This window comes from Streptomyces sp. CA2R106 (assembly GCF_037034245.1).
GTDB lineage: Bacteria > Actinomycetota > Actinomycetes > Streptomycetales > Streptomycetaceae > Actinacidiphila.
Window position 1 is genome coordinate 309,877 of record NZ_JBAGKC010000002.1, and the last position, 23,732, is coordinate 333,608.

Annotated in this window: 21 protein-coding genes and 1 tRNA gene; 11 read left to right on the forward strand and 11 right to left on the reverse strand. The window is 72.1% G+C overall.

Going from position 1 to position 23,732, the window contains the following annotated elements; all coding sequences use genetic code 11:
* The first annotated feature begins 117 nt into the window (after positions 1 to 117).
* Complete coding sequence (locus WA788_RS04515; RefSeq protein ID WP_335971838.1) at positions 118 to 1,716, forward strand: MFS transporter; 1,599 nt, start codon at positions 118 to 120, stop codon at positions 1,714 to 1,716.
* 79 nt (positions 1,717 to 1,795) lie between these two features.
* On the opposite strand, the gene WA788_RS04520 is transcribed toward WA788_RS04515, so the two are convergent.
* Entirely contained in the window at positions 1,796 to 2,605 is an 810-nt protein-coding gene (locus WA788_RS04520; RefSeq protein WP_335971840.1) for a DUF5324 family protein, read from the reverse strand.
* 236 nt (positions 2,606 to 2,841) lie between these two features.
* On the opposite strand from WA788_RS04520, the gene WA788_RS04525 reads away from it, so the two are divergent.
* Complete coding sequence (locus WA788_RS04525; protein ID WP_335971843.1) at positions 2,842 to 3,375, forward strand: peptidylprolyl isomerase; 534 nt, start codon at positions 2,842 to 2,844, stop codon at positions 3,373 to 3,375.
* A 154-nt stretch (positions 3,376 to 3,529) separates the two neighbouring features.
* Positions 3,530 to 4,420: a rhomboid family intramembrane serine protease gene (locus tag WA788_RS04530; protein WP_335971845.1), complete on the forward strand. Its 891-nt coding sequence runs from the start codon at positions 3,530 to 3,532 to the stop codon at positions 4,418 to 4,420.
* Between the two features lie 303 nt (positions 4,421 to 4,723).
* Here the strand turns inward: WA788_RS04530 and crgA are convergent, their stop codons facing one another.
* On the reverse strand, positions 4,724 to 4,978 hold the full coding sequence (gene crgA, locus WA788_RS04535; RefSeq protein WP_335971847.1) for a cell division protein CrgA: 255 nt from the start codon (positions 4,976 to 4,978) through the stop codon (positions 4,724 to 4,726).
* Between the two features lie 142 nt (positions 4,979 to 5,120).
* On the opposite strand from crgA, the gene WA788_RS04540 reads away from it, so the two are divergent.
* The 5 genes from WA788_RS04540 to WA788_RS04560 all read left to right on the forward strand — a co-directional run bounded on the left by WA788_RS04540 (position 5,121) and on the right by WA788_RS04560 (position 9,093).
* A complete protein-coding gene (locus WA788_RS04540; protein WP_435137179.1) occupies positions 5,121 to 5,915 on the forward strand; it encodes a DUF881 domain-containing protein in 795 nt (264 codons plus the stop codon).
* Between the two features lie 131 nt (positions 5,916 to 6,046).
* Positions 6,047 to 6,244, forward strand: a complete 198-nt coding sequence (locus WA788_RS04545; protein WP_335971850.1) for a hypothetical protein — start codon at positions 6,047 to 6,049, stop codon at positions 6,242 to 6,244.
* Complete coding sequence (locus WA788_RS04550; RefSeq protein WP_335971852.1) at positions 6,241 to 6,897, forward strand: aminodeoxychorismate/anthranilate synthase component II; 657 nt, start codon at positions 6,241 to 6,243, stop codon at positions 6,895 to 6,897. Before WA788_RS04545 ends, WA788_RS04550 begins: the two co-directional genes overlap by 4 nt.
* A gap of 35 nt (positions 6,898 to 6,932) precedes the next feature.
* A complete protein-coding gene (locus WA788_RS04555; protein WP_443033971.1) occupies positions 6,933 to 8,351 on the forward strand; it encodes a class E sortase in 1,419 nt (472 codons plus the stop codon).
* A complete protein-coding gene (locus WA788_RS04560; protein WP_335971857.1) occupies positions 8,344 to 9,093 on the forward strand; it encodes a class E sortase in 750 nt (249 codons plus the stop codon). The genes WA788_RS04555 and WA788_RS04560 overlap by 8 nt, the downstream gene beginning before the upstream one ends.
* A gap of 52 nt (positions 9,094 to 9,145) precedes the next feature.
* Here WA788_RS04560 and pknB read toward each other — a convergent pair whose 3' ends face one another.
* The 6 genes from pknB to WA788_RS04590 all read right to left on the reverse strand — a co-directional run bounded on the left by pknB (position 9,146) and on the right by WA788_RS04590 (position 17,248).
* Complete coding sequence (gene pknB, locus WA788_RS04565; RefSeq protein ID WP_335971859.1) at positions 9,146 to 11,125, reverse strand: Stk1 family PASTA domain-containing Ser/Thr kinase; 1,980 nt, start codon at positions 11,123 to 11,125, stop codon at positions 9,146 to 9,148.
* A gap of 167 nt (positions 11,126 to 11,292) precedes the next feature.
* Positions 11,293 to 12,750, reverse strand: a complete 1,458-nt coding sequence (locus WA788_RS04570) for a peptidoglycan D,D-transpeptidase FtsI family protein (RefSeq protein WP_335971861.1) — start codon at positions 12,748 to 12,750, stop codon at positions 11,293 to 11,295.
* A complete protein-coding gene (locus WA788_RS04575; protein ID WP_335971863.1) occupies positions 12,747 to 14,144 on the reverse strand; it encodes an FtsW/RodA/SpoVE family cell cycle protein in 1,398 nt (465 codons plus the stop codon). The genes WA788_RS04570 and WA788_RS04575 overlap by 4 nt, the downstream gene beginning before the upstream one ends.
* Before the next feature lie 37 nt (positions 14,145 to 14,181).
* On the reverse strand, positions 14,182 to 15,714 hold the full coding sequence (locus WA788_RS04580; RefSeq protein ID WP_335972223.1) for a Stp1/IreP family PP2C-type Ser/Thr phosphatase: 1,533 nt from the start codon (positions 15,712 to 15,714) through the stop codon (positions 14,182 to 14,184).
* A 57-nt stretch (positions 15,715 to 15,771) separates the two neighbouring features.
* Complete coding sequence (locus WA788_RS04585; RefSeq protein WP_335971866.1) at positions 15,772 to 16,287, reverse strand: FHA domain-containing protein FhaB/FipA; 516 nt, start codon at positions 16,285 to 16,287, stop codon at positions 15,772 to 15,774.
* A 10-nt stretch (positions 16,288 to 16,297) separates the two neighbouring features.
* Positions 16,298 to 17,248: a DUF3662 and FHA domain-containing protein gene (locus tag WA788_RS04590; protein ID WP_335971869.1), complete on the reverse strand. Its 951-nt coding sequence runs from the start codon at positions 17,246 to 17,248 to the stop codon at positions 16,298 to 16,300.
* A gap of 395 nt (positions 17,249 to 17,643) precedes the next feature.
* On the opposite strand from WA788_RS04590, the gene WA788_RS04595 reads away from it, so the two are divergent.
* Together WA788_RS04595 and WA788_RS04600 are read left to right on the forward strand one after the other, a co-directional pair.
* Positions 17,644 to 17,730, forward strand: a tRNA-Leu gene (locus WA788_RS04595).
* A 190-nt stretch (positions 17,731 to 17,920) separates the two neighbouring features.
* On the forward strand, positions 17,921 to 18,496 hold the full coding sequence (locus WA788_RS04600) for a TerD family protein (RefSeq protein WP_335971872.1): 576 nt from the start codon (positions 17,921 to 17,923) through the stop codon (positions 18,494 to 18,496).
* Positions 18,497 to 18,671: 175 nt separating this feature from the next.
* On the opposite strand, the gene WA788_RS04605 is transcribed toward WA788_RS04600, so the two are convergent.
* Complete coding sequence (locus WA788_RS04605; protein WP_335971875.1) at positions 18,672 to 19,319, reverse strand: FMN-dependent NADH-azoreductase; 648 nt, start codon at positions 19,317 to 19,319, stop codon at positions 18,672 to 18,674.
* Positions 19,320 to 19,487: 168 nt separating this feature from the next.
* Between WA788_RS04605 and WA788_RS04610 the strand changes: the two genes are divergently transcribed.
* Positions 19,488 to 19,904, forward strand: a complete 417-nt coding sequence (locus tag WA788_RS04610) for a winged helix-turn-helix transcriptional regulator (protein WP_335971878.1) — start codon at positions 19,488 to 19,490, stop codon at positions 19,902 to 19,904.
* An 18-nt stretch (positions 19,905 to 19,922) separates the two neighbouring features.
* Here the strand turns inward: WA788_RS04610 and WA788_RS04615 are convergent, their stop codons facing one another.
* Positions 19,923 to 20,384 carry a MarR family winged helix-turn-helix transcriptional regulator gene (locus WA788_RS04615; protein WP_335971881.1) on the reverse strand — a complete coding sequence of 154 codons (462 nt, stop codon included), beginning with the start codon at positions 20,382 to 20,384 and terminating at the stop codon, positions 19,923 to 19,925.
* A gap of 144 nt (positions 20,385 to 20,528) precedes the next feature.
* On the reverse strand, positions 20,529 to 23,453 hold the full coding sequence (locus tag WA788_RS04620; RefSeq protein ID WP_335971883.1) for an ATP-binding SpoIIE family protein phosphatase: 2,925 nt from the start codon (positions 23,451 to 23,453) through the stop codon (positions 20,529 to 20,531).
* Positions 23,454 to 23,732: the final 279 nt, after the last annotated feature.

Consider the following 23,732-nt stretch of genomic DNA (forward strand, 5'->3'; position numbering starts at 1 on the left):
GCGAAGGGCGCGACCACCGCTCCGGGGCACCGCCCCGACCTGCGCCGACACCCGCTGTCAGCCCGCGGTGCGCCGACGGTCAGCCCGCGGTCAGCGCCCCCGCCCACGCTCGGTGCCATGACGACGACAACTCCCGCCCCCGCCTCCGGCGCCGTGGCCGACGGCCGCCGCTGGGCGGTCCTCGCCATCTGCTGCGTGGCCGCCGCCCTCCTCGGCATCGACAACAGCGTCCTGAACTACGCGCTGCCGAGCCTCACCGACCAGCTCCACCCCTCCTCGACGCAACTGCTGTGGATCGTCGACGTGTACGGCTTCGTCCTCGGCGGGCTGCTGATCTTCGCCGGCAGCCTCGGCGACCGGATCGGCCGCAAGCGGCTGCTGCTCCTCGGCGTGGCCGGCTTCGGCGCCGCCTCCGCGCTCACCGCCTACGCCGACGACCCCGGCCTGCTGATCGCGGCCCGCGCGCTGCTCGGCGTCGCGGGCGCGACGATCATGCCCTCCACGCTCTCCCTGGTCCGCAACGCCTTCACCGACCCCCGGGAGCGCACCACCGCGGTCGGGGTGAGCAGCGGCGTCGGCGCGGCCAGCTTCGCGCTCGGCCCGGTCGTCGGCGGCCTGCTGCTCGACCACTTCTGGTGGGGCTCGGTCTTCCTCATCAACGTGCCGCTGATGGCGCTGGTGCTGGTCGCGGGCGTGATCGTGCTGCCGGAGTCCAGGAACCCGCACCCCGGGCGGCTGGACTGGGCCGGCGCGCCGATGTCGATCGCCGGGATGCTCGGCATCATCTACGCGATCAAGACCGCGGCCCGCGACGGCGTGGACCAGCCGGCGGTGTGGATCACCGCGGCCGTCGGCGCGGTGTCCCTGACCGCCTTCCTGCGCCGCCAGCGGCGGCTCGCCGAGCCGCTGCTCGACCTGCGCTTCTTCCGCAACGCCGCGTTCACCGGCGCCCTGGCCGCGAACGTGGTCGCGCTGTTCGCCTCGTCCACGCTGTCGCTGGCCTGCTCGCTCTACTTCCAGGTCGTGCACGGCTGGTCGCCGCTCATGGCGGGACTCGCGCTGCTGCCGGGGCCGCTGTCCGCGGCCTTCGGGGCGCCGCTGTCCACGGTCCTGGTCCAGCGCGCCGGCCGGGCCCGCACGGTCGCGCTCGGCCTGCTGCTGATGTCGCTGAGCACCGCGGCCTTCGTCCGGGTCACCCCGCACACCGGCTACTGGCACCTGCTGCCGCTGCTGGTCGTCAACGGCCTCGGCGTCATCTTCACCTTCGCCGTCACCTCCGACACCATCCTGGCGAGCGTGCCCAGGAAGCGGGTGGGCGCGGCGGCGGCGATCTCGGAGACCGGCACGGAGCTGGGCAGCGCGCTCGGCATCGCGATCCTCGGGTCGGTGCTCACCACGCTCTACCGGAACGACCTGCACCTGCCCGCGCTGCTCGGCGCCGGCCACCGGTCGGCGGCCCGCGAGTCCGTGGCGGGCGGGGTGCAGACCGGCCGGCAGCTCGGCGGCGCGACCGGCCGGCAGGTGGTGGACGCGGCCCGCGCGGCGTTCACCGGCAGCATGCACGTCACGGTGGTGGCCGCCGCGGCGGTCATGCTCGCGGGCGCGCTGTTCGCGCTGCGCACCCTGAAGGACGTCCCCGCGGTGCTCGACCAGCACGTGGAGGACGCCGACCCGGCCGGCGCCGCGACCGCGCCGGCACCCGCGGCGACGGCCTGAGCCCGGCCGCGGACCGCGCCGGCGGGCGGGCAGTGGGTGGCGGGCGGCGGGCGGACCGGCGGCGGCTCCAGGCCACGGCCTAGTGGCCGCCGCCCTCGCCGTTCTCGCGCCTGCGGTCCGCCTCCGCCTGCTTGGCCCGCACTTCCTCGTCGAGCTCGTCCGCCCCGGGCGAGCCGTCGACGTGGTCGACGGTGTCCGGCGAGGAGCCGTTCAGCGAGCCGGACTGCGGGTCCACCACGGTGAGGGTGGTGGTGCCGGGCATCGGGGAGCGCTCGCCGGTGTCGGTCGGCTCCGACGGCTCGACCAGCCACTCGGGGTTGTTCTGCTTGTTCCACCACTTCCACGCGGCCAGCGCCGCGCCGCAGCAGACGGCCACGAGCACCACGTCGCGGGCGGCCCGCCCGGCCTTCGCGCGCCGCATCCGGCGGCGCACCAGCCGGTCGATGTCGCCGGCCGACACCTGGCCGCGCAGGGCCTGCAGGGCGGCCCCGCCGCGCAGCACCACCTCGTCCTTGGCCGGACCGGCCGCGGAGCGGGTCGCGGCGACCGCGGTGGTCACCTTCGGGGCGGCGTAGTCGGTGGCGGCCCGCGCGCCCTCCGCGGTGCGGCGGGTCGCGGTCTCCACGGCGTTGGCGGCCTTCGGCGGCATGGCGGCCCACACCTGCTCCCGGGCCTGGTCGACCCGGGGCGCGAGCTTGGCCTCGTACTGCTGCCGGGCGACGGCGCCCGCCTGGCGGCCGTAGACGCCGGCCTGCCGACCGTACTGCCGGCCGTAGACCACGGCGTTCTCCTTCGCCGCGGCCGCGTACGGTGCGGCCACCTCCGCGGCGTGCCGCACGCTGTCCTTCGTCACGTCGGCCGCGTGGCGCACGCTGTCGATGCGGGTCACAGGAACCTCCTCCTCGGTGGTTCGGTGGCGTACCGTCCTCGCCTGTCCATCCGCTTCGAAATCATGCCCGGCCGACCGGTGTACGGCATGTGCGGCAAGCCATCCGGGTCAGTCGGCCCGATTCCCCTCGTACCGGCCGCCCCAGCAGCGGGCAGGGCCGGGGACCGGGCCCACGGCACCGTCCGGGCCGTGCAAGGATTTGTCCCTTGTCAGCGAAGAATCATGGAAGGTAGAACGTGGCCGAGCAGCTCTACGCCACCTTGCGGACCAACCTCGGAGACGTCGTGATCCGGCTGCTGCCGAACCACGCCCCCAAGACGGTCGCGAACTTCGTCGGGCTCGCCGAGGGCACCCGGGAGTGGACCGATCCGCGTACCGGTGACCCGTCGCACGAGAAGCTCTACGACGGCACCGTCTTCCACCGGGTCCTGTCCGGCTTCATGATCCAGGGCGGCGACCCGCTGGGCGACGGCACCGGCGGCCCGGGCTACGAGTTCGCCGACGAGTTCCACCCCGACCTGGCCTTCGACCGGCCCTACCTGCTGGCGATGGCGAACGCCGGGCCGGGCACCAACGGCTCGCAGTTCTTCGTCACCGTGGCACCGACCACCTGGCTCACCCGCAAGCACACCATCTTCGGCGAGGTCGCCGACGACGCCAGCCGGAAGGTGGTGGACGGCATCGTCGGCACCCCGACCAACCCGCACACCAACCGCCCGCTCAGCGACGTGGTCCTGGAGACGGTGCTGATCGAGCGCCGTACCTCCTGACCGCCCGCCCGCGACCGCCGATCCCGTAGTCTTCGGGGAACGCCACGCCCCGCCCGCACGTACTCAGAGGGCGGGGCGTACGAGTGCACAGCCCGCACAGGGCGCGCGCACAGGCGCGCAGGGTGTCGTCGGGTGTCATCAGGGAGTGGACGTCATGGACCAGCCGGTCTGCTGCTATCGGCATCCCGACCGGGAGACCGGCATCCGCTGCACCCGGTGCGAGCGGCCGATCTGCACCGCGTGCATGGTCAGCGCCTCGGTCGGCTTCCAGTGCCCGGAGTGCGTGGCCCAGTCCCACCAGGCGGGTCCGGGCGCCCCGCGCCATGTCTCCCAGCCCCGTACCGTGACCGGCAGCCGGGTCGGCCGGGGCGACCCGTTCCTGGTCACCAAGATCCTCATCGCGGTCAACGTCGCGGTGTGGCTGGTGGAGTTGGCGGCCGGCGGGGGCGCCACCGGCAAGGTCGCCTCGGACTACGGGCTGTACGCGGTGTGCCTGCACGACCAGTTCGGCCACCATGTCTGCGGCGGCGCGGCCGACGGCCAGTGGTACCGGGTGATCACCTCGGCGTTCCTGCACGAGCGCACCAACCCGCTGCACATCGGCTTCAACATGCTGACGCTGTGGTGGATCGGCGCCCCGCTGGAGCAGCGGCTCGGGCGGCTGCACTACATCGCGCTGTACCTGGTCTCCGCGCTGGGGGCGAGCGCCGCGGTGCTGCTGCTCGCGCCGGACGCGCTGACCATCGGCGCCTCGGGGGCGATCTTCGGGCTGTTCGGCGCGACCGCGGTGTACATGCGGCGGGCCAACTACGACATGCGGCCGATCCTGATCCTGCTCGGCCTGAACATCCTCTTCAGCTTCACCTGGAGCGGGGTGAGCTGGCAGGCGCACGTCGGCGGTCTGGTGGCCGGGACGCTGGTGGCCATAGGGATGCTCTACGCGCCGCGGGAGCGGCGGTCGCTGGTGCAGTGGGGGTCCACGGCGGCGGTGCTGCTGGCCTCGGTCGCGCTCATCGGCGTGGCTGTGGCGCAAGTCACGCCCTGACCGCCGCACCGGCCCGTGTCCCTGGCGTTGATCCGACGTTATCCACAGCGGGACCGCACCTGTGAAGAACTTCCGCCATGTTGTGCACAACCCGTGTGCACGACGTCACGTGGTCCGGTTCGACCGGGTTTTCCCGGCCCGATCGACGAAAGACCGGTGGCCGCCGTGGCGACCACCGGTCGTACCGGCGTCAACTCCGTAGAGGTTATCCACAGATCTTCCGACCTTTTCCCCACTGTGGATAACCGTGTGGACAAGTGCGGGGGACCATGCCCGACGTGCTGCTTCCACCGTGTCGATGTGCTACTTCCACTGGGTGGAGACGACGAAGCCGCCGGCGATGAAGCCGAAGCCGACCACGATGTTCCAGTTGCCGAACGCGTCCACCGGAAGGTCGCCGCGGGTCACGTAGAACAGGACGATCCAGGCCAGCCCGACGACGAAGAACGCCAGCATCAGCGGCGCCACCCAGCCGCGGTTGCTGAGCTTTATCGCTCCGGCGTTCTTGCTGGGGGGCGGGGTGAAGTCCGCCTTCTTGCGAATCCGTGACTTCGGCACGAGAGAACTCCTGTCGATGCGCTGCGTGACCGCGCGGTTCTGTGGGGTCAGCCCGGCGGGTGAGGGGCGGTGGGAGGCGGTGCCGCTCCCGGACGTCCGTTAGCGTAGTGCTTCCCTTGGGTTGTAAGGAGAAGGGTATTTGGTGACCGGAGCCGGTGGCACCTCCCCAGCCCCTACATCTCGTGGGACATCCCGCGGGACCTCCCGCACGGTAGCGCTGCGCGCACTGAGCGCGGGCGTCTTCGCGCTGGCCGGGCTGATCTTCTGGACGAGCTTCGACACCGCCAAGGGTGTGGACATCCGCAGCGACGACCCGCTGCCGAAGCTGTCGGACAACATCCGGGCGAAGAACGCGCAGAACGAGAAGCTGGAGCGGCAGCTCGCCGGGGTCCGCTCCGACGTGGACGGCCTGACCCGGCAGGGCAGCGGCCTCAGCGCCGCCGACCGGGCCCGGATCGACGCCCTCGGCAAGGCGGCCGGCACCGCGCCGCTGACCGGCCCGGCGCTCCAGGTCACCCTCGACGACGCCCCGCCGAACGCCACCGCGCTGGTGCCCGGCGTGCCCGACCCGCAGCCGAACGACCTGGTCATCCACCAGCAGGACCTCCAGGCGGTGGTCAACGCGCTGTGGCAGGGCGGCGCCCGGGGCATCCGCGTCATGGACCAGCGGCTGATCGCGACCAGCGCGGTCCGCTGCGTCGGCAACACCCTCATCCTCCAGGGCCGGGTGTACTCCCCGCCCTACCGGATCACCGCGGTCGGCGACCAGAGCCGGCTGCGCAAGGCCCTCGACGCCAGCCCGGCGATCCGCAACTACCTCCAGTACGTGCGGGCGTACGGACTCGGCTGGAAGGTGGCGGCGTCCGGCCGGACCACCCTGCCCGGCTACACCGGGTCGGTGGACCTGCGCTATGCGACGCCTGTGGACCAGCAGTGAGCCGCCCCGCCGCCGGCCCCCGGCATCCCGTGCGCGCGGCCCGATCCCATGCCGAAGCTTTGTCCCATGGACGTCCCTTGGTCGCCGATCTCCCTTTACCCTGTTGCGGGGACCCGGAAGGAAGGCACCGCATGTACGGCTGGATCTGGCGACATCTGCCGGGCAACGTGTGGGTGAGGGCGTTGATCTCACTCGTGCTGGTCCTCGCGGTCGTCTACATCCTCTTCCAGTACGTGTTCCCGTGGGCGGAGCCGCTGCTGCCGTTCAACGACGTCACCGTCGACAACGGGATGACCTCAGTCCAGCACGGAGTGGCCGCCTTCCGATGAGCGCACGCATCCTCGTGGTCGACAACTACGACTCCTTCGTCTTCAACCTGGTCCAGTACCTCTACCAACTCGGCGCCGAGTGCGAGGTGCTGCGCAACGACGAGGTCGGACTCGCGCACGCCGACGAGGGGTTCGACGGGGTGCTGCTCTCCCCCGGCCCCGGCACCCCCGAAGAGGCCGGGGTGTGCGTGGACATGGTCCGGCACTGCGCGGAAACCGGCGTACCCGTCTTCGGCGTCTGCCTGGGTGTGCAGTCCATGGCGGTGGCCTACGGCGGGGTCGTCGGCCGCGCGCCGGAACTGCTGCACGGCAAGACCTCGGCGGTGCTGCACGAGGGCTCCGGAGTCTTCGCCGGGCTCCCCTCGCCCTTCACCGCCACCCGCTACCACTCGCTCGCGGTCGAACGGGACACGCTCCCGGACGAGTTGCGGGTGACCGCCTGGACGGAGGACGGGATCGTCATGGGGCTCCGGCACCGCGAAGCCGCCGTCGAAGGGGTGCAGTTCCATCCGGAGTCGGTGCTCACCGAGTGGGGGCACCGCATGCTCGCCAACTGGCTGGCCGAGTGCGGCGAACCGGGAGCGGTGGCCCGCTCGCACGGACTGGCCCCGGTGGTCGGGACGGGCACCCCGGCCGCGGGGGCCGCGAGGTGACCACGCTCCGGCCGGAGCGACACTCCGACGGCCCGATGTCGTACGAGGACACCGGGCAGTTCGAGGTCGCCGTCGGACAGCTCGCGGACCCGCTGAACGACCCGCTGCCCGGCCGGGCCCCGGCGGGCGGCAGCACACCTCAGCAGGGCCCGCCGCAGGGCGCCCCGCAGGGGCCCGCGCACGGTGCCGCGCCCCCTGGCCCGCAGCAGGGCCCGACGCAGGGCCCGCCGCAAGGCCCCGCGCCGGGCTCGCCGTGGTTCCGCGCGCCGGGGCGGGCCCCGCAGCAGCCGGAGCCGGCGAGCGCACCCCCGCCGATGGCGCCGCCACCCGTGACCGCCCCCGGCCCGGCACCTGCCCCGGCGTCAGGGCCCGTCATGGCACCCGGCACGACGCCTGGCACGGCGCCGGCCCCTGCCGCTCCCGCGGCCGCCGTGCCTTCGCCAGAGCCGAGGGCATCCGGGCCGGCGCCCGACGAGACCGCGCAGCTTCCCCAGTTCACCGACACCGTGCCCATCGAGGCGGCCCAGGCGGCTGAGGCGGCCCAGGCCGGGGCCGCCGCCACGGCCGCCACCTCCGCCGCGGCACCCACCCCCGGGCCGGTCCCTGCCGAGGGCGGCCGCGCCGCCCGGCGCAAGGCGGCCGCCCGCGGCGGCCATCGCGCCCGGGGCCGCGGCGCCGCCGCAGCGCCCGCCCCCGCGGCCGACGGTGAGCAGCCGGCCGCGCCGCTGAGCCGGGTCGAGGCCCGCCGGGCCGCGAAGGCCGCCAAGGACAGCCCCGCGGTGGTGATCAGCCGGATCGTCGGCGAACTGTTCATCACCGTCGGCGTCGTGATGCTGCTGTTCGTCACCTACCAGCTGTGGTGGACCAACGTACGGGCGCACGCGCAGGCCAACAGCGCGTCGCACAACCTGGAGCAGCAGTGGGACAACAGCACCGGTGACGGCAGCCGGGACGCGGGCACCTTCTCGCCCGGCCAGGGCTTCGCGATCATGTACATCCCCAAGCTGGACGTGAAGGCCCCGATCGCCCAGGGCGTCAGCACCACGAAGGTGCTCAACAAGGGCATGATCGGCCACTACGACGGCGAACCGACCAACACCGCGATGCCCTGGGACAAGACCGGCAACTTCGCGGTCGCCGCCCACCGCAACACGCACGGCGAGCCCTTCCGCTACATCAACCGCCTCGTCCCCGGTGACAAGGTGGTGGTGGAGACGTCCACGACGTACTACACCTACACCGTGACCAGCTCACTGGCGACCACCCCGCCCAGCAACATCAGCGTCCTCGACCCCGTGCCCCCGGGCTCCGGCTTCACCGGGCCGGGCCGCTACATCACGCTCACCACCTGCACGCCCGAGTTCACCAGCACCAACCGGCTGATCGTCTGGGGCAAACTGACCGAGGAGCGGGCGCGCAGCAAGGGCAAACCCGACGCGCTCGTCAATGGCTGAGGGCGCGACAACAACAGAACGGAACAGCGTGACCACCGAGAACCGCACCGGGCGGGGCCGTGTCGCGGCCGTCATCAGCGTCGTCGGCGAGGTCCTCATCACCGTGGGGCTCATCCTCGCGCTGTTCGTCGTCTACTCGCTGTGGTGGACGAACGTCGTCGCCGACCGGCACGCCCGCAAGGAGGCCGCGAAGGTCCGCCAGGAGTGGGCCCAGACGCCGTCGGGCGGCGGCAACAGCGCCCCGCGCGGCCTGGACACCAAGGACGGCATCGGCTTCCTGCACGTGCCCGCGATGGGCCGGAACTACGAGGTACTGGTGAAGAAGGGCACCTCCACCAACGTGCTCAACGAGGGGGTGGCCGGCTACTACACCAAGCCCACCCCGGCGGCGATGCCCTGGGACAGCACCGGCAACTTCACCGTCGCCGCGCACCGCGACGGCCACGGCGCGAAGTTCCACAACATCGACAAGATCCACACCGGCGACCCGATCGTCTTCGAGTCCAAGGACACCTGGTACGTCTACAAGGTCTACAAGGTCCTCGACCAGACCTCGAAGTACGACGTCGCGGTGACCGACCAGGTCCCGAAGGAGTCCGGCAAGAAGACGCCGGGCCGCTACATCACCCTCACCACCTGCACGCCCGTCTACACCTCGCTCTACCGCTACGTGGTGTGGGGCCAGCTGGTCCGCACCGAGAAGGTCGACGCACAGCGCACCCCGCCGCCGGAGCTGAAGTAGCTCCGGCGGCGGGGCGCGGGGTGCCGGGCGGCGCGGGCGGAGGAGCGGCTGCCTACTGGCCGAAGCCGTTGCCGCCGAACGCGGTCAGCGTGATCGTCTGACCCTCCTGGAGCTGGGTGCCGGCCTGCGGGTCCGTCTGGACCACCTTGGCGTTGTCGGCGGCCTGCCCGCCCTGCATGTTGACCGCGTTGATCTGGAGGTTGAGGTTGAGCGCCTGGAGCGCCGCCTTGGCGTCGCCCACGTTCTTGCCGGCGAGGTCGGGCATGGTCGCCGGCGCCTGGGTCGTCGGCGCCGGGCCCGAGGAGACGGTCAGCACGATCTGGGTGTCCAGTGACTGCTCACCCGCGCTCGGGTCGGGCGTCTGGCTGATGACGTCGCCCTGCTGGGTCTCGTCGGACGGCTGGTCGGTGCCCCGGCTGATGTTGGTGAAGCCCTGCGCCTTGAGGGCGTTGACCGCGTCGTCGTAGGACTCGCCCTTGACGTTCGTCGGGGTGGCCTTCTTCGGCGCCACCGCCACGGTCAGGGTGATCGTCGAGCCCTTGGCGGCCTTGGTGCCGCCCTTCGGGTCCTGGCTCATGACCGTGCCCGGGTCGACCGTGGTGGAGGTCTCGGACTTCTGCTGGACCTGGAAGCCCTGCTTGGTCAGCTCGGTGTTCGCGTCGTCGAACTTGTCGTTGGTCACATCCGGCACCGCGACCGGCGCGGCGCCCTTCGACAGGTTCACGGTGACCGTCTTGTCCGACGGGATCGCCGAGTCCGCCGCCGGGTCCTGCTTGCAGACCAGGTCCTTGTCGACGTTCCCGCAGTACACCGCCGGGCCCTTGACCAGCTTTATGCCGACGTTCCCCGCCTTCGCCTGGGCGTCGGTCAGCGACACGTTGGTGAAGTCCGGCACGGTGCCGCTGTTGTTGGCGTGCCCGCCGAACAGCGACTTGCCGAGGAAGATCGCGCCGATCAGCACCAGCACGGCGGCGATGACCAGCAGCACCGTGGAGGTGTTGCTCGACTTCTTCTGCCGGCGCCGGTCCGGGCGGTCCTCGTAGCCGTAGCCGCCGTCGTCGTCGCGGGCCGGCGGCAGCATCGAGGTCTGCGGGTCAGTCTGCGGCGGCATCGCCGTGGTGGCCGCGGTGTCGCCGTACTGGTGCGGGTAGCCGTAGCCGGCCGCGCCCATCGCGACGGTCGCGCCGACCGGCTGGCCGTCCAGTGCCGCCTCGACGTCGGCCCGCATCTCGTCGGCCGACTGGTAGCGGTAGTCCGGGTCCTTGGTCAGCGCCTTCAGCACGATCGCGTCCATCGCCGGGGTGACCTCGGGGTCGTACACCGACGGCGGCTGCGGCTCCTCGCGGACGTGCTGGTAGGCCACCGCGACCGGCGAGTCGCCGACGAACGGCGGCCGGACGGTCAGCAGCTCGTACAGCAGGCAGCCGGTGGAGTACAGGTCGGACCGGGCGTCGACCTGCTCGCCCTTGGCCTGCTCCGGCGAGAGGTACTGCGCGGTGCCGATCACCGCGGCGGTCTGGGTCATCGTCATGCCGGACTCGCCCATGGCGCGGGCGATGCCGAAGTCCATGACCTTGACCTGGCCGGTGCGGGTCAGCATCACGTTCGCGGGCTTGATGTCGCGGTGCACGATGCCGGCCCGGTGGCTGTACTCCAGGGCCTGGAGGATGCCGACGGTCATCTCCAGGGAGCGCTCCGGCAGCAGCTTGCGCCCGGAGTGCAGCAGTTCGCGCAGCGTGGAGCCGTCGACGTACTCCATCACGATGTACGGGATCGAGACCCCGTCGACGTAGTCCTCGCCGGTGTCGTACACGGCGACGATGGAGGGGTGGTTCAGAGAGGCGGCCGACTGGGCCTCACGGCGGAACCGGGCCTGGAAGGACGGATCGCGGGCGAGATCCACCCGGAGCGTCTTCACGGCAACAGTGCGGCCGAGCCGGGTGTCGTGGGCGAGGTACACCTCGGCCATGCCACCGCGGCCGAGCACCGAGCCCAGCTCGTACCGGCCGCCGAGGCGACGCGGCTCTTCCATAGCTCTGCCCTCTCCTCAATCCCGCAAGCTCAACCCGACATGTGAACCTGTGCCCTATGCCTGCTCGGGCCTACGCTACCGGGCGCTCCGCGCGCACATCGGGCTCGGCGGCCCGCCGATATCCGACCGGTATCTGCCTGCGACCCGATCCGGACGTGACGTGTCTCTCACTTGTCGAGCACCGCTTCCATGACCTTCTTGGCGATCGGGGCGGCGTACCCGTTACCGGAGACGTCGCTCTTCGCGGAGGCGTCCTCGACCACGACCGCCACGGCGACGGGCGAGCCCTGGTCGGTCTTGGCGTAGGAGACGAACCAGGCGTAGGGGATGCCCTCGTTGTTGACGCCGTTCTGCGCGGTACCGGTCTTGCCGCCGACCGTCACACCGCTGATCTTGGCGTTGCTGCCGGTACCCGAGTTGACCACGGTCTCCATCATCGACTGGAGCTTCTTCGCGTTCTCCTCCGACAGCGGCTGGCTCATCTTCTTCGGCGAGGTCTGCGAGATGGTGCTCAGGTTCGGCGCCACCAGCTTGTCCACCTCGTACGGCTGCATCAGCGTGCCGTCGTTGGCGATCGCGCCGGCCACCATCGCCATCTGCAGCGGCGTCGCGGTGGTGTCGAACTGGCCGATCGACGACTGCGCGACGTGGTCGTCGCTCATCTTCGTGTCGAAGTTGCTGGCGTCCGCGCGGACCGGGATGAACTGCTCCTCGTTGAAGCCGAACTTCTCGGCCTCGGAGACCATCCCGTCCAGCCCCACCTCGTTGCCCAGCTTGCCGAAGACGCTGTTGCACGAGTACTTCAGCGCGTTGCGCATGCTGGCGTTCTTGCAGGGGATGTCGCCCTCGTTGGGCAGCGGGGTGGTGGTGCCCGGCAGCATGTACGGGTCGGGGGAGTCCGTGGCGGAGTCGATGTCGGTGACCTTGCCGCTCTCCAGCGCCGCCGCCGCGGTGACCAGCTTGAACGTCGAGCCGGGCGGGTAGGTCTGGCGCAGCGCCCGGTTCAGCGTCGGGTCGTCCTTGTCGCTCTTCTTCTGGACCGCGTTCCAGTTCTTCTCGTCGGTCAGCGAGTTGCCCGCGAAGGAGTTCGGGTCGTACGACGGGGTGCTGGCCATCGCCAGGATCGCGCCGGTGCGCGGGTCGAGCGCCACCACGGCGCCCTTCTTCTTGCCGAGCCCGTTGAACGCGGCGGCCTGCGCCTTGGCGTTGAGGGTGGTCACCACGTTGCCGCCCTGCTTCTGCTTGCCGGTGAGCAGGTCGACGGTGCGGTTGAAGAAGAGCCGGTCGTCGTTGCCGGTGAGGAACTTGTCCTCCACGCCCTCCAGCATGGAGGTGCTGTACGCCTGCGAGGCGTACCCGGTCACCGGCGCCCACATCGGGCCGTCGGTGAAGGTCTGCTTGTACTTGAAGTCGCTGCCGGTGGTCGTGGTGTGGCCGGTGATCGCCTTGCCGTCCACGATGATGTCGCCGCGCGGCTGGGCGAACTGGTTGATCGCCACCCGCCGGTTGTTCGGGTCGCTGGAGAGCTGGCCCGCCTGGACGTACTGCACGTAGTTCACGCGCACGAGCAGGGCGAGGACGAGGAGACCGCAGAAGACCGCGACCCGTCGCAGGGGCTTGTTCACTGGCTGCGCACCACCTGGGTCGCTTCGGAGTCGGGGGAGGGCGCGGGGCTCGGCGCCGGGCGCCGCGCGGTGTCGCTGATCCTGAGCAGGAGCGCGACCAGCGCCCAGTTGGCGATCACGGAGGAGCCGCCCTGGGCGAGGAAGGGCATGGTCATACCGGTCAGCGGGATGAGCCCGGTGACGCCGCCGGCGACCACGAAGACCTGGAGCGCGAAGCCGCCGGACAGGCCGACCGCGAGCAGCTTGCCGAACGGGTCGCGGGCCGCCAGCGCGGTCCGCATGCCGCGCTCGATCAGCAGCCCGTACAGCAGCAGGATGGCCATCACGCCGGCCAGGCCCAGTTCCTCGCCGACGGTGGCGAGGATGTAGTCGCTCTTCGGGGCGATGCCGCCGATCAGCCGGCTGTAGCCCTCGCCGAGGCCGGAGCCGAACAGGCCGCCGGAGCCGAAGGCGTAGCGGGACTGCGCGGTCTCGGTGACGCCGCCGTTCTGGAGGGCGAGCGGGTGCAGCCACTCGTGGACGCGGACCTTGACGTGCGCCTCGGTGGTGCCGACCATCACCGCGCCGCCCGCGCTGAGCAGCAGGCCGAAGACGATCCAGCTGGTCCGCTCGGTGGCCACGTAGAGCATGATCACGAAGAGGCCGAAGAAGAGCAGCGAGGTGCCGAGGTCGGTCTCGAAGACCAGGATCAGCAGGCTGAACAGCCAGATCACCAGGATCGGGCCGAGGTCGCGGCCGCGCGGCAGGTACAGGCCCATGAAGCGGCGGGAGGCGAGCGCGAGGGCGTCGCGCTTGACCATCAGATAGCCGGCGAAGAAGACCGCGATGACGATCTTGGCGAACTCACCCGGCTGGAGCGAGCCGACGCCGGGAATGGTGACCCAGATCCGGGCGCCGTAGACCGCGGGGAAGAAGATCGGCGAGATCAGCAGGGCCAGCGCCACGATCATCGAGATGTACGTGTAGCGCTGGAGGATGCGGTGGTCCTTGAGGAAGACCAGCACCAGGGCGAAGAGCGCCACCCCGAGCGCGGACCACATCAGCTGCTTGGGGGCCATCGCGCCGCCGAGCTGGGGGGTGGTGATGGACGGTTCCTGGTCCAGCCGCCAGATCAGCACCAGCCCGAGGCCGTTGAGCAGGGTCGCGATCGGCAGCATCAGCGGGTCCGCGTAGGGCGCGAACTTGCGGACGAGCAGGTGCGCTATGCCCGCGATGCAGCCCAGGCCGAGGCCGTACTCCGCCAGGCCCGCCGGCACGGAGCCGTGCTTGGCGAGCCCGGCGTCGGCGTACGCGAAGACGGGGATCGCCACCGCGAAGAGCAGCATGACCAGTTCGGTGTTGCGGCGGTTGGGCGCGCCGATCGACGTGATCGTCGTGGTGTTGCTGGCGCTCATGACGAGCCGAACCTTCCTGCTGCTCCCGGTGCCGGCACTACTGCTGGCCCGTGTCCGTGTCCGTGCTGCACTCGCCGGCCAGCTTCTTCTCGTCCGGCGTCAGGGAGGCGCTCGGGGAGGGGGTCGGGGTGGTGGTGATCTTCTTCCCGCCCTTGGTCCCCTCGGCGCTGCCGGAGCCGACCGAGTTCTCGGCGTTCTTCGTCGCGTCCTTGGCCTTGTCGGCCAGGCTGGTGGCGGTGGCGACCTTCTTGCAGACCTCGGCCTGCTGGGCCAGCTCGTCCGCCTTGTCGTCCGCCTGCCCCAGGCTGCTGGTGGCGATGGTGTCCTGCACCTGCTTGCGCTGGTAGGACGGCAGGTACTTCAGCGGGATGTCCGAGCGGTCGCGGTGCACCTTGGACAGGCTCAGGCCCACGAGTTTCTGGTTGATGCCCTGGTAGACGGCGACGTGGTCGCCCTTGGCGCCCACGTAGTACTGGTTCTGGGTCCAGGAGTACGCCCCGTACAGCCCGCCGGCCACGACCGCCAGCACCACGACGCTGATCAGGGTGCGCTTGGGCCACTTGCGCCGGGCCGGCTTGTCGAGGTCGCCGTCGTAGGCGCCGAAGGAGCCGGGCGGGGTGCCGGGCACCGGGTCGCCGCTGCCGGGCGGCCCGAAGGTGCCGGTGGGCCCGGCCTGGTGCGGGGTGCGGCCCAGCTCCGAGGCGCGGCCGGCCGGGGTGTCCAGGTGCCGCGGGTCGTGGGGCTGCGACTGGTGTTCGGCGACCGCGCCGACCACCACCGGGGTGTCGTTGAGCTGCGCGGCCTGGGTGTCGCCGTCGTCGGTGTCGAGCACGTCGGCGACGATGCAGGTGATGTTGTCCGGGCCGCCGCCGCGCAGCGCGAGCTGGATCAGCTCCTGCACGGTCTCGTGCGGGGCCTGGTAGCCGCCGAGGGTGTCCTCCATGGTCTGGTGGCTGACCACCCCGGACAGCCCGTCGGAGCAGATCAGGTAGCGGTCGCCGACCCGCACCTCGCGGATGGACAGGTCGGGCTCGACCCGCTCGCCGCTGCCCAGCGCGCGCATCAGCAGCGAGCGCTGCGGGTGCGTGGTGGCCTCTTCCTCGGTGATCCGGCCCTCGTCCACCAACCGCTGCACCCAGGTGTGGTCCTGGGTGATCTGGGTGAGCACACCGTCCCGCAGCAGGTAGGCGCGGGAGTCGCCGACGTGCACCAGCCCGAGCCGCTGCCCGGTCCACAGCAGGGCGGTGAGCGTGGTGCCCATCCCCTCCAGCTGGGGGTCCTCCTCGACCATGTGCAGCAGCTGGTCATTGGCCCGCTGCACCGCGGTGCCGAGGGAGGTGAGGATGTCGGAGCCGGGGATGTCGTCGTCGAGCGTGACGATGGTGGAGATCACCTCGGAGGAGGCGACCTCGCCGGCGGCCTGGCCGCCCATGCCGTCGGCGATCGCGAGCAGACGGGGGCCGGCGTAGCCGGAGTCCTCGTTCCCCTCGCGGATCATGCCCTTGTGCGAACCGGCGGCGAAACGCAGGCTCAACGACATGCGTACCTCCCCCGTCGGTTCCGGGTACATCCGCACGCTGCCCACCCTCTCGCTCGCGCGTCGTGGCTTCGCTGCCCCATTGTGCGACTACTTCCGCAGCTCGATGACGGTCTTGCCGATGCGGATCGGCGCGCCCAGCGGGACCGGGGTGGGCGTGGTCAACCGGTTGCGGTCCATGTAGGTGCCGTTGGTGGAGCCCAGGTCCTCGACGATCCACTGGCCGTCGGTGTCCGGGTAGATCCTGGCATGCCTGCTGGACGCGTAGTCGTCATCGAGCACAATCGTCGAGTCATGTGCCCGGCCCAGGGTGATCGTCTGGCCCTGGAGCGCCACCGTGGTGCCCGCCAACGAGCCCTCGGCGACCACCAGTTTGGTGGGGGCGCCGCGCCGCTGGCGGTTGTTCTGCGGCTGCTGGCGGGGCGGCGGCGCCTGCTGCTGGCGCTGCTGCGGCGGGCGGGACCGGTCGTCGGCCCGGCGCGAGGCGCGCTGGGTCACCCGGGTCCCGAACAGGTCGCTGCGGATCACCTGGACCGCGACGATGACGAACAGCCACAGCACGGCGAGGAAACCCAACCGCATGACCGTCAGGGTCAGCTCTGACATTGCCCCCGCTTCACCCTTCGGCTTGCCTGTACACGATGGTGGTGCTCCCCACGACAATGCGGGAGCCGTCGCGGAGCGTAGCGCGCTGGGTGTGCTGTCCGTCCACCACGATGCCGTTTGTCGACCCGAGGTCCTGGACGACGGAGGGGGTGCCGACCCGGATTTCGCAGTGCTTGCGCGATACGCCCGGATCGTCCACCCGGACGTCGGCCTCGGTGGAGCGGCCCAGCACGAGGCTGCCGCGGGAGATCTGGTGGCGGGTGCCGTTGATCTCCACCCAGCGCCGGACGCTCGCCGCCGGCGAGCCCGCGGGCACGCCGGTGCCGGGCAGCCGCGTCACCGGGGCGCCGCCGCCCGGCGGCGGGGCGGCCGGCATCGGGGGCAGGCCGGCCGGGCGCGGCGGTGCGGCGTGCCGGTCGGGCGCGGGGCGCTCGGGGCGCTGCTGGTACGGCGGCGGGGCCGGCGCCTGGTAGGACTGCTGCGGGCGCGCGGGCGGCGGCTGGTGGCCGTGCGGGGCGTGCGGCGCGGGCGGGCGCTGGGGCTGGGGCTGGTGCTGGGGCTGGTGCGACTGCGGGTGCTGGGACTCGCTGGACGCCAGGGTGCGGCTGCGCACCCGGTACAGCCCGGTGTCCAGGTCGTCGGCCCGCTCCAGGTGCACCTTGATGGTGCCCATGAACGTGTAGCGCTGCTGCTTGGCGTAGTCCTTGACCATGCCGGCCAGTTCGTCGCCGAGTTGGACCGCGTACGGGCTCAGCCGCTCGTAGTCGGGAGCGCTCAGCTCGACGATGAAGTCGTTCGGCACCACGGTGCGGTCGCGGTTCCAGATCGTCGCGTTGTTGTCGCACTCACGCTGTAGCGCACCCGCGATCTCCACGGGCTGCACCTCGCTCTTGAAGACCTTGGCGAAGGTGCCGTTCACCATGCCCTCAAGCCGCTGTTCGAAACGCTTCAGCACACCCACCGGGCACCTCCCTCCTCCGGATCGTCCGTCGGCTCGATTCCGATACTGCTTACTGATCGTATCCACGCGTGGGAAAAACCCGTGGTTCCCCGATCTTGACCGGGTGGGCAGTGTCCACCCTCACACCGCGCCGCGCCTGCGCTCCTCCCACCCACAGCGATGGTAGTTGGGGCCGCTGTGCGCGGCTCCGGACCGGCCCCGGGTGCGGGCCGTCCCCACCAGTGTCCCCAGTGTCCCGCACCGCCACGCCCCCGCGTGCCGCCCGCCGGGCACCGCGGGAAACGGATGTGAACGCACGGCTTGCGGCGTGCTAATCTTCTGCATGTCGGACGGGGTTCCCACCAGCAAGACCTACCGGTCGAAGTCCAGGTGAGAAGCCCAACGGCGGCACCCATGCGCGGGTGGCGGAATAGGCAGACGCGCTGGATTCAGGTTCCAGTGCCCGAAAGGGCGTGGGGGTTCAACTCCCCCCTCGCGCACCAGCGGAAGCACCCGGTGTTTCCAGGCAGGACCCGGACAGGGCGGCATCGTTCTTCGATGCCGCCCTGTTCTGCGTGCGGGTCGCGGTGGCAGCCGGGCGGGAACCCGGGCAGGGTGGTGTGCGTTGAATCCGTTGGGCAAAGGAATCGTCAAGCGGCGTGGCCCGCGCCGAACCGAGCAGGGAGATCCAGCATGGGTGTCAGCCTCTCCAAGGGCGGCAATGTCTCGCTGACGAAGGAGGCCCCCGGACTCACGGCGGTCACCGTCGGCCTCGGGTGGGACGTGAGGACCACCACCGGCAGCGACTTCGACCTCGACGCGAGTGCGCTGCTGCTCGACGCCTCCGGCAAGGTCGTGTCGGACAAGCACTTCGTCTTCTTCAACAACCTCAAGAGCCCGGACGGCTCCGTCGAGCACACCGGTGACAACCTCACCGGTGAGGGCGAGGGCGACGACGAGTCGATCAAGGTCAACCTGGCCGGCGTGCCGGCCGAGGTCGACAAGATCGTCTTCCCGGTCTCGATCTACGAGGGCGAGACCCGGCAGCAGAGCTTCGGCCAGGTCCGCAACGCGTTCATCCGCGTGGTCAACCAGGCGGGCGGCGCGGAGATCGCCCGCTACGACCTGACCGAGGACGCCTCGACCGAGACCGCGATGGTCTTCGGCGAGCTGTACCGCAACGGCGCGGAGTGGAAGTTCCGCGCGGTGGGCCAGGGGTACGCCTCCGGCCTGCGCGGCATCGCCCAGGACTTCGGGGTCAACCTCTGACGTAGTCCGCTGCTCGCGTCCGGCGCGAGCAGGCCGCGGGGCCGCGGCCGCCTGTCGTGCGAACGACGGGTGGCCGCGGCCCCGTTGGCGTGGGTGGCACGCGTTGTCTTACGGGTGTTGCCTTGTCGACATCCCTTGTGCGGGTCCCTTGTGCGGGTCCCTTGGGCGGTCGCCCTCAGGCGGCGAAGCGCGCGGCGAGCGTCTTGGCCTTCTCCGCCGCGTCCTCGTGCGCCTTCGCCTTCGAGGCGTCCGCGGCGTCGATCAGGGAGGCCATCGCCGGGTTGACGCGGGCGAGCGTCAGCTCGGGGATCACGAAGTGGACCTCCAGCGACAGCATCCCGGTGAGCACCTTCTCCAGGTAGGTCGCCGCGAACTCGAAGCTCTCGCGCGGGGTGCCGGGGCCGTAGCCGCCGCCACGGGCGGTCACGACGGTGACGGGCTTGCCGGCGACCGAGCCGCCCTCGCCCGCGGTCCGCCCGACCACGATGACCTGGTCCAGCCACGCCTTGAGGGTCGAGGGGATCGTGAAGTTGTACATCGGGGTGCCGATGAGGATCGCGTCCGCGCGCTCCAGCTCGTCGGCCAGCTCCTCGCGCAGGGCGACCGCGGCGGCCTGCTCGGGGGTGCGCGACTCGGCCGGCACGTTGGTGCCGATGATGCCGTCCGCGGTCAGGTGCGGCACCGGCGCGGTGGCCAGGTCGCGGTAGATCACGGTGCCGCCGGGGTGCTGGCTCTCCCACTCCTTGCGGAAGGTCGCGGTGACCTCGCGGGAGACGGAGGTGTCGTGGAAGGCGGACGAGTCGATGTGCAGCAGCGTGGCCATGGTGAAGCCTCTTCGTCATCAAGGGATAAGGGCTGGGATCGGCGCCGCGCTCGGTGGGCTGATGACGTTCTCCGACGTCAGCGGTGCCGCAAGTTCGTACGTAGCTATTTTTAACACAGAGACTTACTTTTTTGCAGCGCTAGGGGTGTGACGGAGTACGCTGTGGCCATGGAACGGGGACAGCAGGTGCGCCCGGGTGCCCCCTGTCGAGGCGTGGACGTCGCGCTGACCAGGGTCTTCGAGTTGTTCGGCAAGAGGTGGACCGGGCTGATCGTGGCAGTGCTCACACACCGCCCCGCGTACTTCGCCGAGATCCGCCGGGCCATCCCGCGGATCAGCGAACGCATGCTCTCCGACCGGCTGACCGAACTCGCGGACGCCGGACTGGTGGTCCGCGAGGTCGATCCCGGCCCGCCGCTGCGGGTCAGCTACGGACTGACCGAGGCGGGGCTCGCGATCCGGCCCGCGCTGGGCGAACTCACCCGCTGGGCCGAGACCTACCTGCCCGACGACGTCCCCTGCACCGAGCCGGACCCGGCCGCGCTCGACGGCGACCAGGAGGCGGGTGGCTGCGCCACTGCCTGACGGCGCGCGCCGGCGAGGTCACGGGTGTACCGCGGCGTCCTCGTTGTGGCGCACCAGGTAGGCGGCGAACCGCTCCAGGTCGGCCGGGTCCCACCCGGCGAGCCGCTCCTTGAACGTCTCCTGCCGCCGCACCCGGGCCGCCGCCAGGCTCGCCACGCCGCGCGGCGCGAGGTGCAGCACCTGCACCCGGTGGTCGGTGGGGTCGGTCCGCCGCTCCAGGAAGCCGTCCCGCTCCAGGGCCGCCACCTGGCGGCTGACCGTCGACTTGTCCAGCAGGTAGTGCGCGGCGAGGTCGGTGGCCCGGCAGCCCTGCTGCTCCTCCAGGTGCGCGAGGATGGTGTACGCGACCAGGGACAGTTCGGGGTGCATGCGGGCGGCGGTGGCGCGGGCGCGCCGGGCGAACGCGGTCAGCTCGCGCTGGATCACCTCGAGCGAGGCGGTGGTCTCGGCCGGCGGGGCGGGGGTCGCTGCTGCGGACATCGCGGTCACACTCCTGCCGGGGCGGCCGCGGCCGGGTGCCGGCGGCGCAAGGTTGTAAAATGCAACGATATCAGCTACCCGTGCGCCCGCAGTCCCGCCCGCACTCCGACCCGCAGTCCGCCCGCTGCTCGCTTGCGGTCCCCGTCAGGAGGGCAGCGGCAGCTCGAACCACACCACCTTGCCGACCGCCTTCCGGCTGGTACCCCAGCGCCGCGACAGGTTCGACACCAGTCCGAGCCCGCGCCCGGTCACGTCGTCCGCCTCCGCGCGCCGCAGCTGCGGCAGGTTGTGGTTGTCGTCGCTCACCTCCACCAGCAGCTTGCCCACGCGCATCAGCCGCAGCTCCACCTCGTAGGACGCGGCCCTGATCGCATTGGTGACCAGTTCGCTGACCAGCAACTCCGCCACGTCCGCGAGGTGTTCCAGGCCCCACTCGGACAGCTGGCGGCGGGTCAGCTCGCGGGCCCGGGCCACCTCGGCGTCCTCGATCAGCAGGCTCCAGCGCACCACGTCCTGCGGGGCGACCCCCTCGAAGCGGGCGACGAGCAGCGCCACGTCGTCGTTCCGGTCGTCGGAGTGCACCTGGGCGAGTATCTGCGCGCACACGTCCTCGGGGGACTGCTGCGGCTCGATCACGTTGGCGCACAGCGCCGCCAGCCCCGCGTCGATGCCCTGGCCGCGCACCTCCACCAGCCCGTCGGTGCACAGCACCAGCCAGCTGCCGTCCGGCGCCGGGACCTCCACCGTCTCGAACGGCACCCCGCCCACCCCGATCGGCGCGCCGCCGGGGATGCGCAGCAGCTCGCCGCGCCCGTCGGAGCCGGCCAGCACCGGCGGGATGTGGCCGGCGTTGGCGAGGGTGAGGGTGCGGTGGATCGGATCGTAGATCGCGTAGACGCAGGTGGCCAGGTGCTCGGTGCCCAGCCGGTGGGCGAGGTTGTCGAGGTGGCGCAGCAGCTGCGCCGGCGGCAGGTCGAGCCCGGCCATGGTGATGACGGCGGTACGGAACTGGCCCATCACGGCCGCCGCCTGGAGCCCGTGGCCCATCACGTCGCCGACGATCAGCGCCACCCGGCCGCCGGGCAGCTGGATCGCGTCGAACCAGTCGCCCCCGACCTGGGCCTGCCGGTCTCCCGGCATGTAGTGGTGCGCGATGCGGACGCCGGGGATGCGCGGCGGCCGGGTCGGCATCATCGAGCGCTGGAGTGTGGCCGCGGCCCGCGACTCCTGGCGGTGCAGCCGGGCGTTGTCGATGTGCACGGCGCCGCGCGCGACCACCTCGGCGGCGGTCGCCGCGTCCCGGACGTCGAACGGGCGGCGGCCCGGGCCGCGCAGGAAGTAGACCCGGCCGAGCACGGTGCCGCGGGCGGTCAGCGGCGCCACGATCAGCGAGTGGCCGGCCATCAGCGGCCCCAGCGCCGGCACGCCGAAGTCGAGCGCGATGTCCGGGGAGAGCGCGGGGTCCACCACGGGCACCAGCACCGGGTCGCCGAGCCGGGGCACCATGTCCCCGGCCGGGAGTGAGACCAGCTCGCCCTCGGGCACCGCCACCTCCCACACGCCGGCCGGTTCGGGCAGGGCGGTGGCGACCCGCCGGACGAGCACGGTGTCGGACGGGCGGTCGCCCTTGGGCGGCTCGGTGTCGGAGAAGAGCTGGTCCACGACGAGCACCGAGGCGAGGTCCGCGAAGCGCGGCACGGTGACGGAGCACAGCTCGCGGGCGGTGGTGTCCAGGTCGAGGGTGGAGCCGATGAAGGAGCCGGCGGCGCGCAGCAGGGCGAGCTGCTCGTCGAGGGCGTTGCCGGGGTGGGGGACGGTGGCGGGCGCGTGCCGGTCGCCGCGTCCGGCGACCGCGGGGCCAGGGGAGCCGTTGTCCGACGGCGGGGACGGCGCGCGGTTCGGAGCATGATCCGGTGCGTGGTCGTGGTCCGGCCGGTTTCCGGGCTGATGATCGGACGGTACGGGCGCGGCCGCCGCCTTCCGCTTCCTCTTCCGCCCGGCCGGGGCGGGGTACGGCGTGAGCGAGGGCGGCGGCACCGCCGTGAGCGCGGACGCGCTGGACGCGTCGCCGTCGCCGTTGCCGCCGCTGCCCTCCTGCTCCGCGGCGGCGACCGTACGGCCGCCGGGCGGCAACTCCCTGCGGACGGCGCGTACGGCGCTCTCCGCGCGGGCGGCCGCGGCGAGAGCGGCGTGCTCCTGCGGGACGACGGGCAGCCGGACGCCGTCCTCGACCTCCAGCGCCGGTGGCCCGAGCGCCGCGATCTGCCGCACGATCCGGTCCAGCCGGCCCGGGCTGGCGCCCGGCAGCACCGCGGCGAGCCGGCCGGCCGCCGCCTGCCCCGCCGCCGGGTCGGCGCTCGGCGCGAGCACCGCGGCGACCGCGATGTCCTGGCGCTGCGGCCCCTCCGCGCCGTACGGCAGCAGCCGGCCGCCGAGCGCGAGGCGCAGCCCGCCGGTGCGCAGCGGCTTGGCGTGCACCGCGATGGCGAGCAGGCTGCGGCCGCCCGGCTCGACCAGCCGGTAGGTCCACCACAGCACGTCCTTCAAGGTGCCGTCGCGGTCGGTGGCGGCCAGCGCCCCGGCCCAGGAGGAGACGGTGACGTCGTCCAGCAGCTCCAGGGTGTCCTGGCGGGCCGCCGCGGGCCGCTTGTCGGTGTGCCCGGCGGCCGGGCGGGTGGTGCTCAGCAGGCCCGCCGCGCGGTGGCCGAAGACGTGCTCCCAGCGGTGGCCGAACAGCTCCTCGGCGCCGCGGTTCCAGTACGAGATCCGGCCGTCGGGGTCCACGCAGAGCACGGCCAGCCGCAGCAGGGCCGCCAGCCCGGGCGGGGCCGCGGTCGCCGGCGCGGGGGCCGCCGCCGGCGCGGAGGCCGCGGCCGGTGCGGGGGCCGCGGCCGACGGGGGCAGCGGCGGTGCGGGCAGGCGGACCGGCGGCAGCGGTGCGGGCCGTATCACGGGCACGGCCGCCGTGGCGGGCCCGGCCGGGGGCGCGGCACCTTCGGAACGAGCGGTGGGGCGGTCGGTGTGGCGGTCAGGTTCGGTGGCATCGGGATGCCGGATGATCTCGTCCAACGTCGTGCACCTGCGGTCCGGCGCTGTGGTTCCGCGCTGAGTGAGCTGGGTCAGGGGTCGTCCGGCTTTCAAGGCAAGCACGAAACGGCCGATTCGGTCGGCAGATCGGCCGGATTGGTGCCCGTGTGGGGCATGGTGACGACCCGTCGGATCGTAGGACCGCCGCCGGGCGCGCGGGCCGGGGCGGGCGCCCGGCGCCGGCCCCGCACCCCGCGGACCGGGCCGCCCGCGGGACCGGTCGGGGTGCGTAGTCCGCGGCCGCGCGCGACCGCGCTCCCG

What these genes read in the sequence shown, in the direction of transcription:
- WA788_RS04515 (WP_335971838.1), top strand. Translation starts at nt 118, where the DNA reads ATGACGACGACAACTCCCGCCCCCGCCTCCGGCGCCGTGGCCGACGGC.
- WA788_RS04530 (WP_335971845.1), top strand. Translation starts at nt 3,530, where the DNA reads ATGGACCAGCCGGTCTGCTGCTATCGGCATCCCGACCGGGAGACCGGC.
- WA788_RS04545 (WP_335971850.1), top strand. Translation starts at nt 6,047, where the DNA reads ATGTACGGCTGGATCTGGCGACATCTGCCGGGCAACGTGTGGGTGAGG.
- WA788_RS04550 (WP_335971852.1), top strand. Translation starts at nt 6,241, where the DNA reads ATGAGCGCACGCATCCTCGTGGTCGACAACTACGACTCCTTCGTCTTC.
- WA788_RS04555 (WP_443033971.1), top strand. Translation starts at nt 6,933, where the DNA reads ATGTCGTACGAGGACACCGGGCAGTTCGAGGTCGCCGTCGGACAGCTC.
- WA788_RS04560 (WP_335971857.1), top strand. Translation starts at nt 8,344, where the DNA reads ATGGCTGAGGGCGCGACAACAACAGAACGGAACAGCGTGACCACCGAG.
- pknB (WP_335971859.1), bottom strand. Translation starts at nt 11,125, where the DNA reads ATGGAAGAGCCGCGTCGCCTCGGCGGCCGGTACGAGCTGGGCTCGGTG.
- WA788_RS04575 (WP_335971863.1), bottom strand. Translation starts at nt 14,144, where the DNA reads ATGAGCGCCAGCAACACCACGACGATCACGTCGATCGGCGCGCCCAAC.
- WA788_RS04580 (WP_335972223.1), bottom strand. Translation starts at nt 15,714, where the DNA reads ATGTACCCGGAACCGACGGGGGAGGTACGCATGTCGTTGAGCCTGCGT.
- WA788_RS04585 (WP_335971866.1), bottom strand. Translation starts at nt 16,287, where the DNA reads ATGTCAGAGCTGACCCTGACGGTCATGCGGTTGGGTTTCCTCGCCGTG.
- WA788_RS04600 (WP_335971872.1), top strand. Translation starts at nt 17,921, where the DNA reads ATGGGTGTCAGCCTCTCCAAGGGCGGCAATGTCTCGCTGACGAAGGAG.
- WA788_RS04605 (WP_335971875.1), bottom strand. Translation starts at nt 19,319, where the DNA reads ATGGCCACGCTGCTGCACATCGACTCGTCCGCCTTCCACGACACCTCC.
- WA788_RS04610 (WP_335971878.1), top strand. Translation starts at nt 19,488, where the DNA reads ATGGAACGGGGACAGCAGGTGCGCCCGGGTGCCCCCTGTCGAGGCGTG.
- WA788_RS04615 (WP_335971881.1), bottom strand. Translation starts at nt 20,384, where the DNA reads ATGTCCGCAGCAGCGACCCCCGCCCCGCCGGCCGAGACCACCGCCTCG.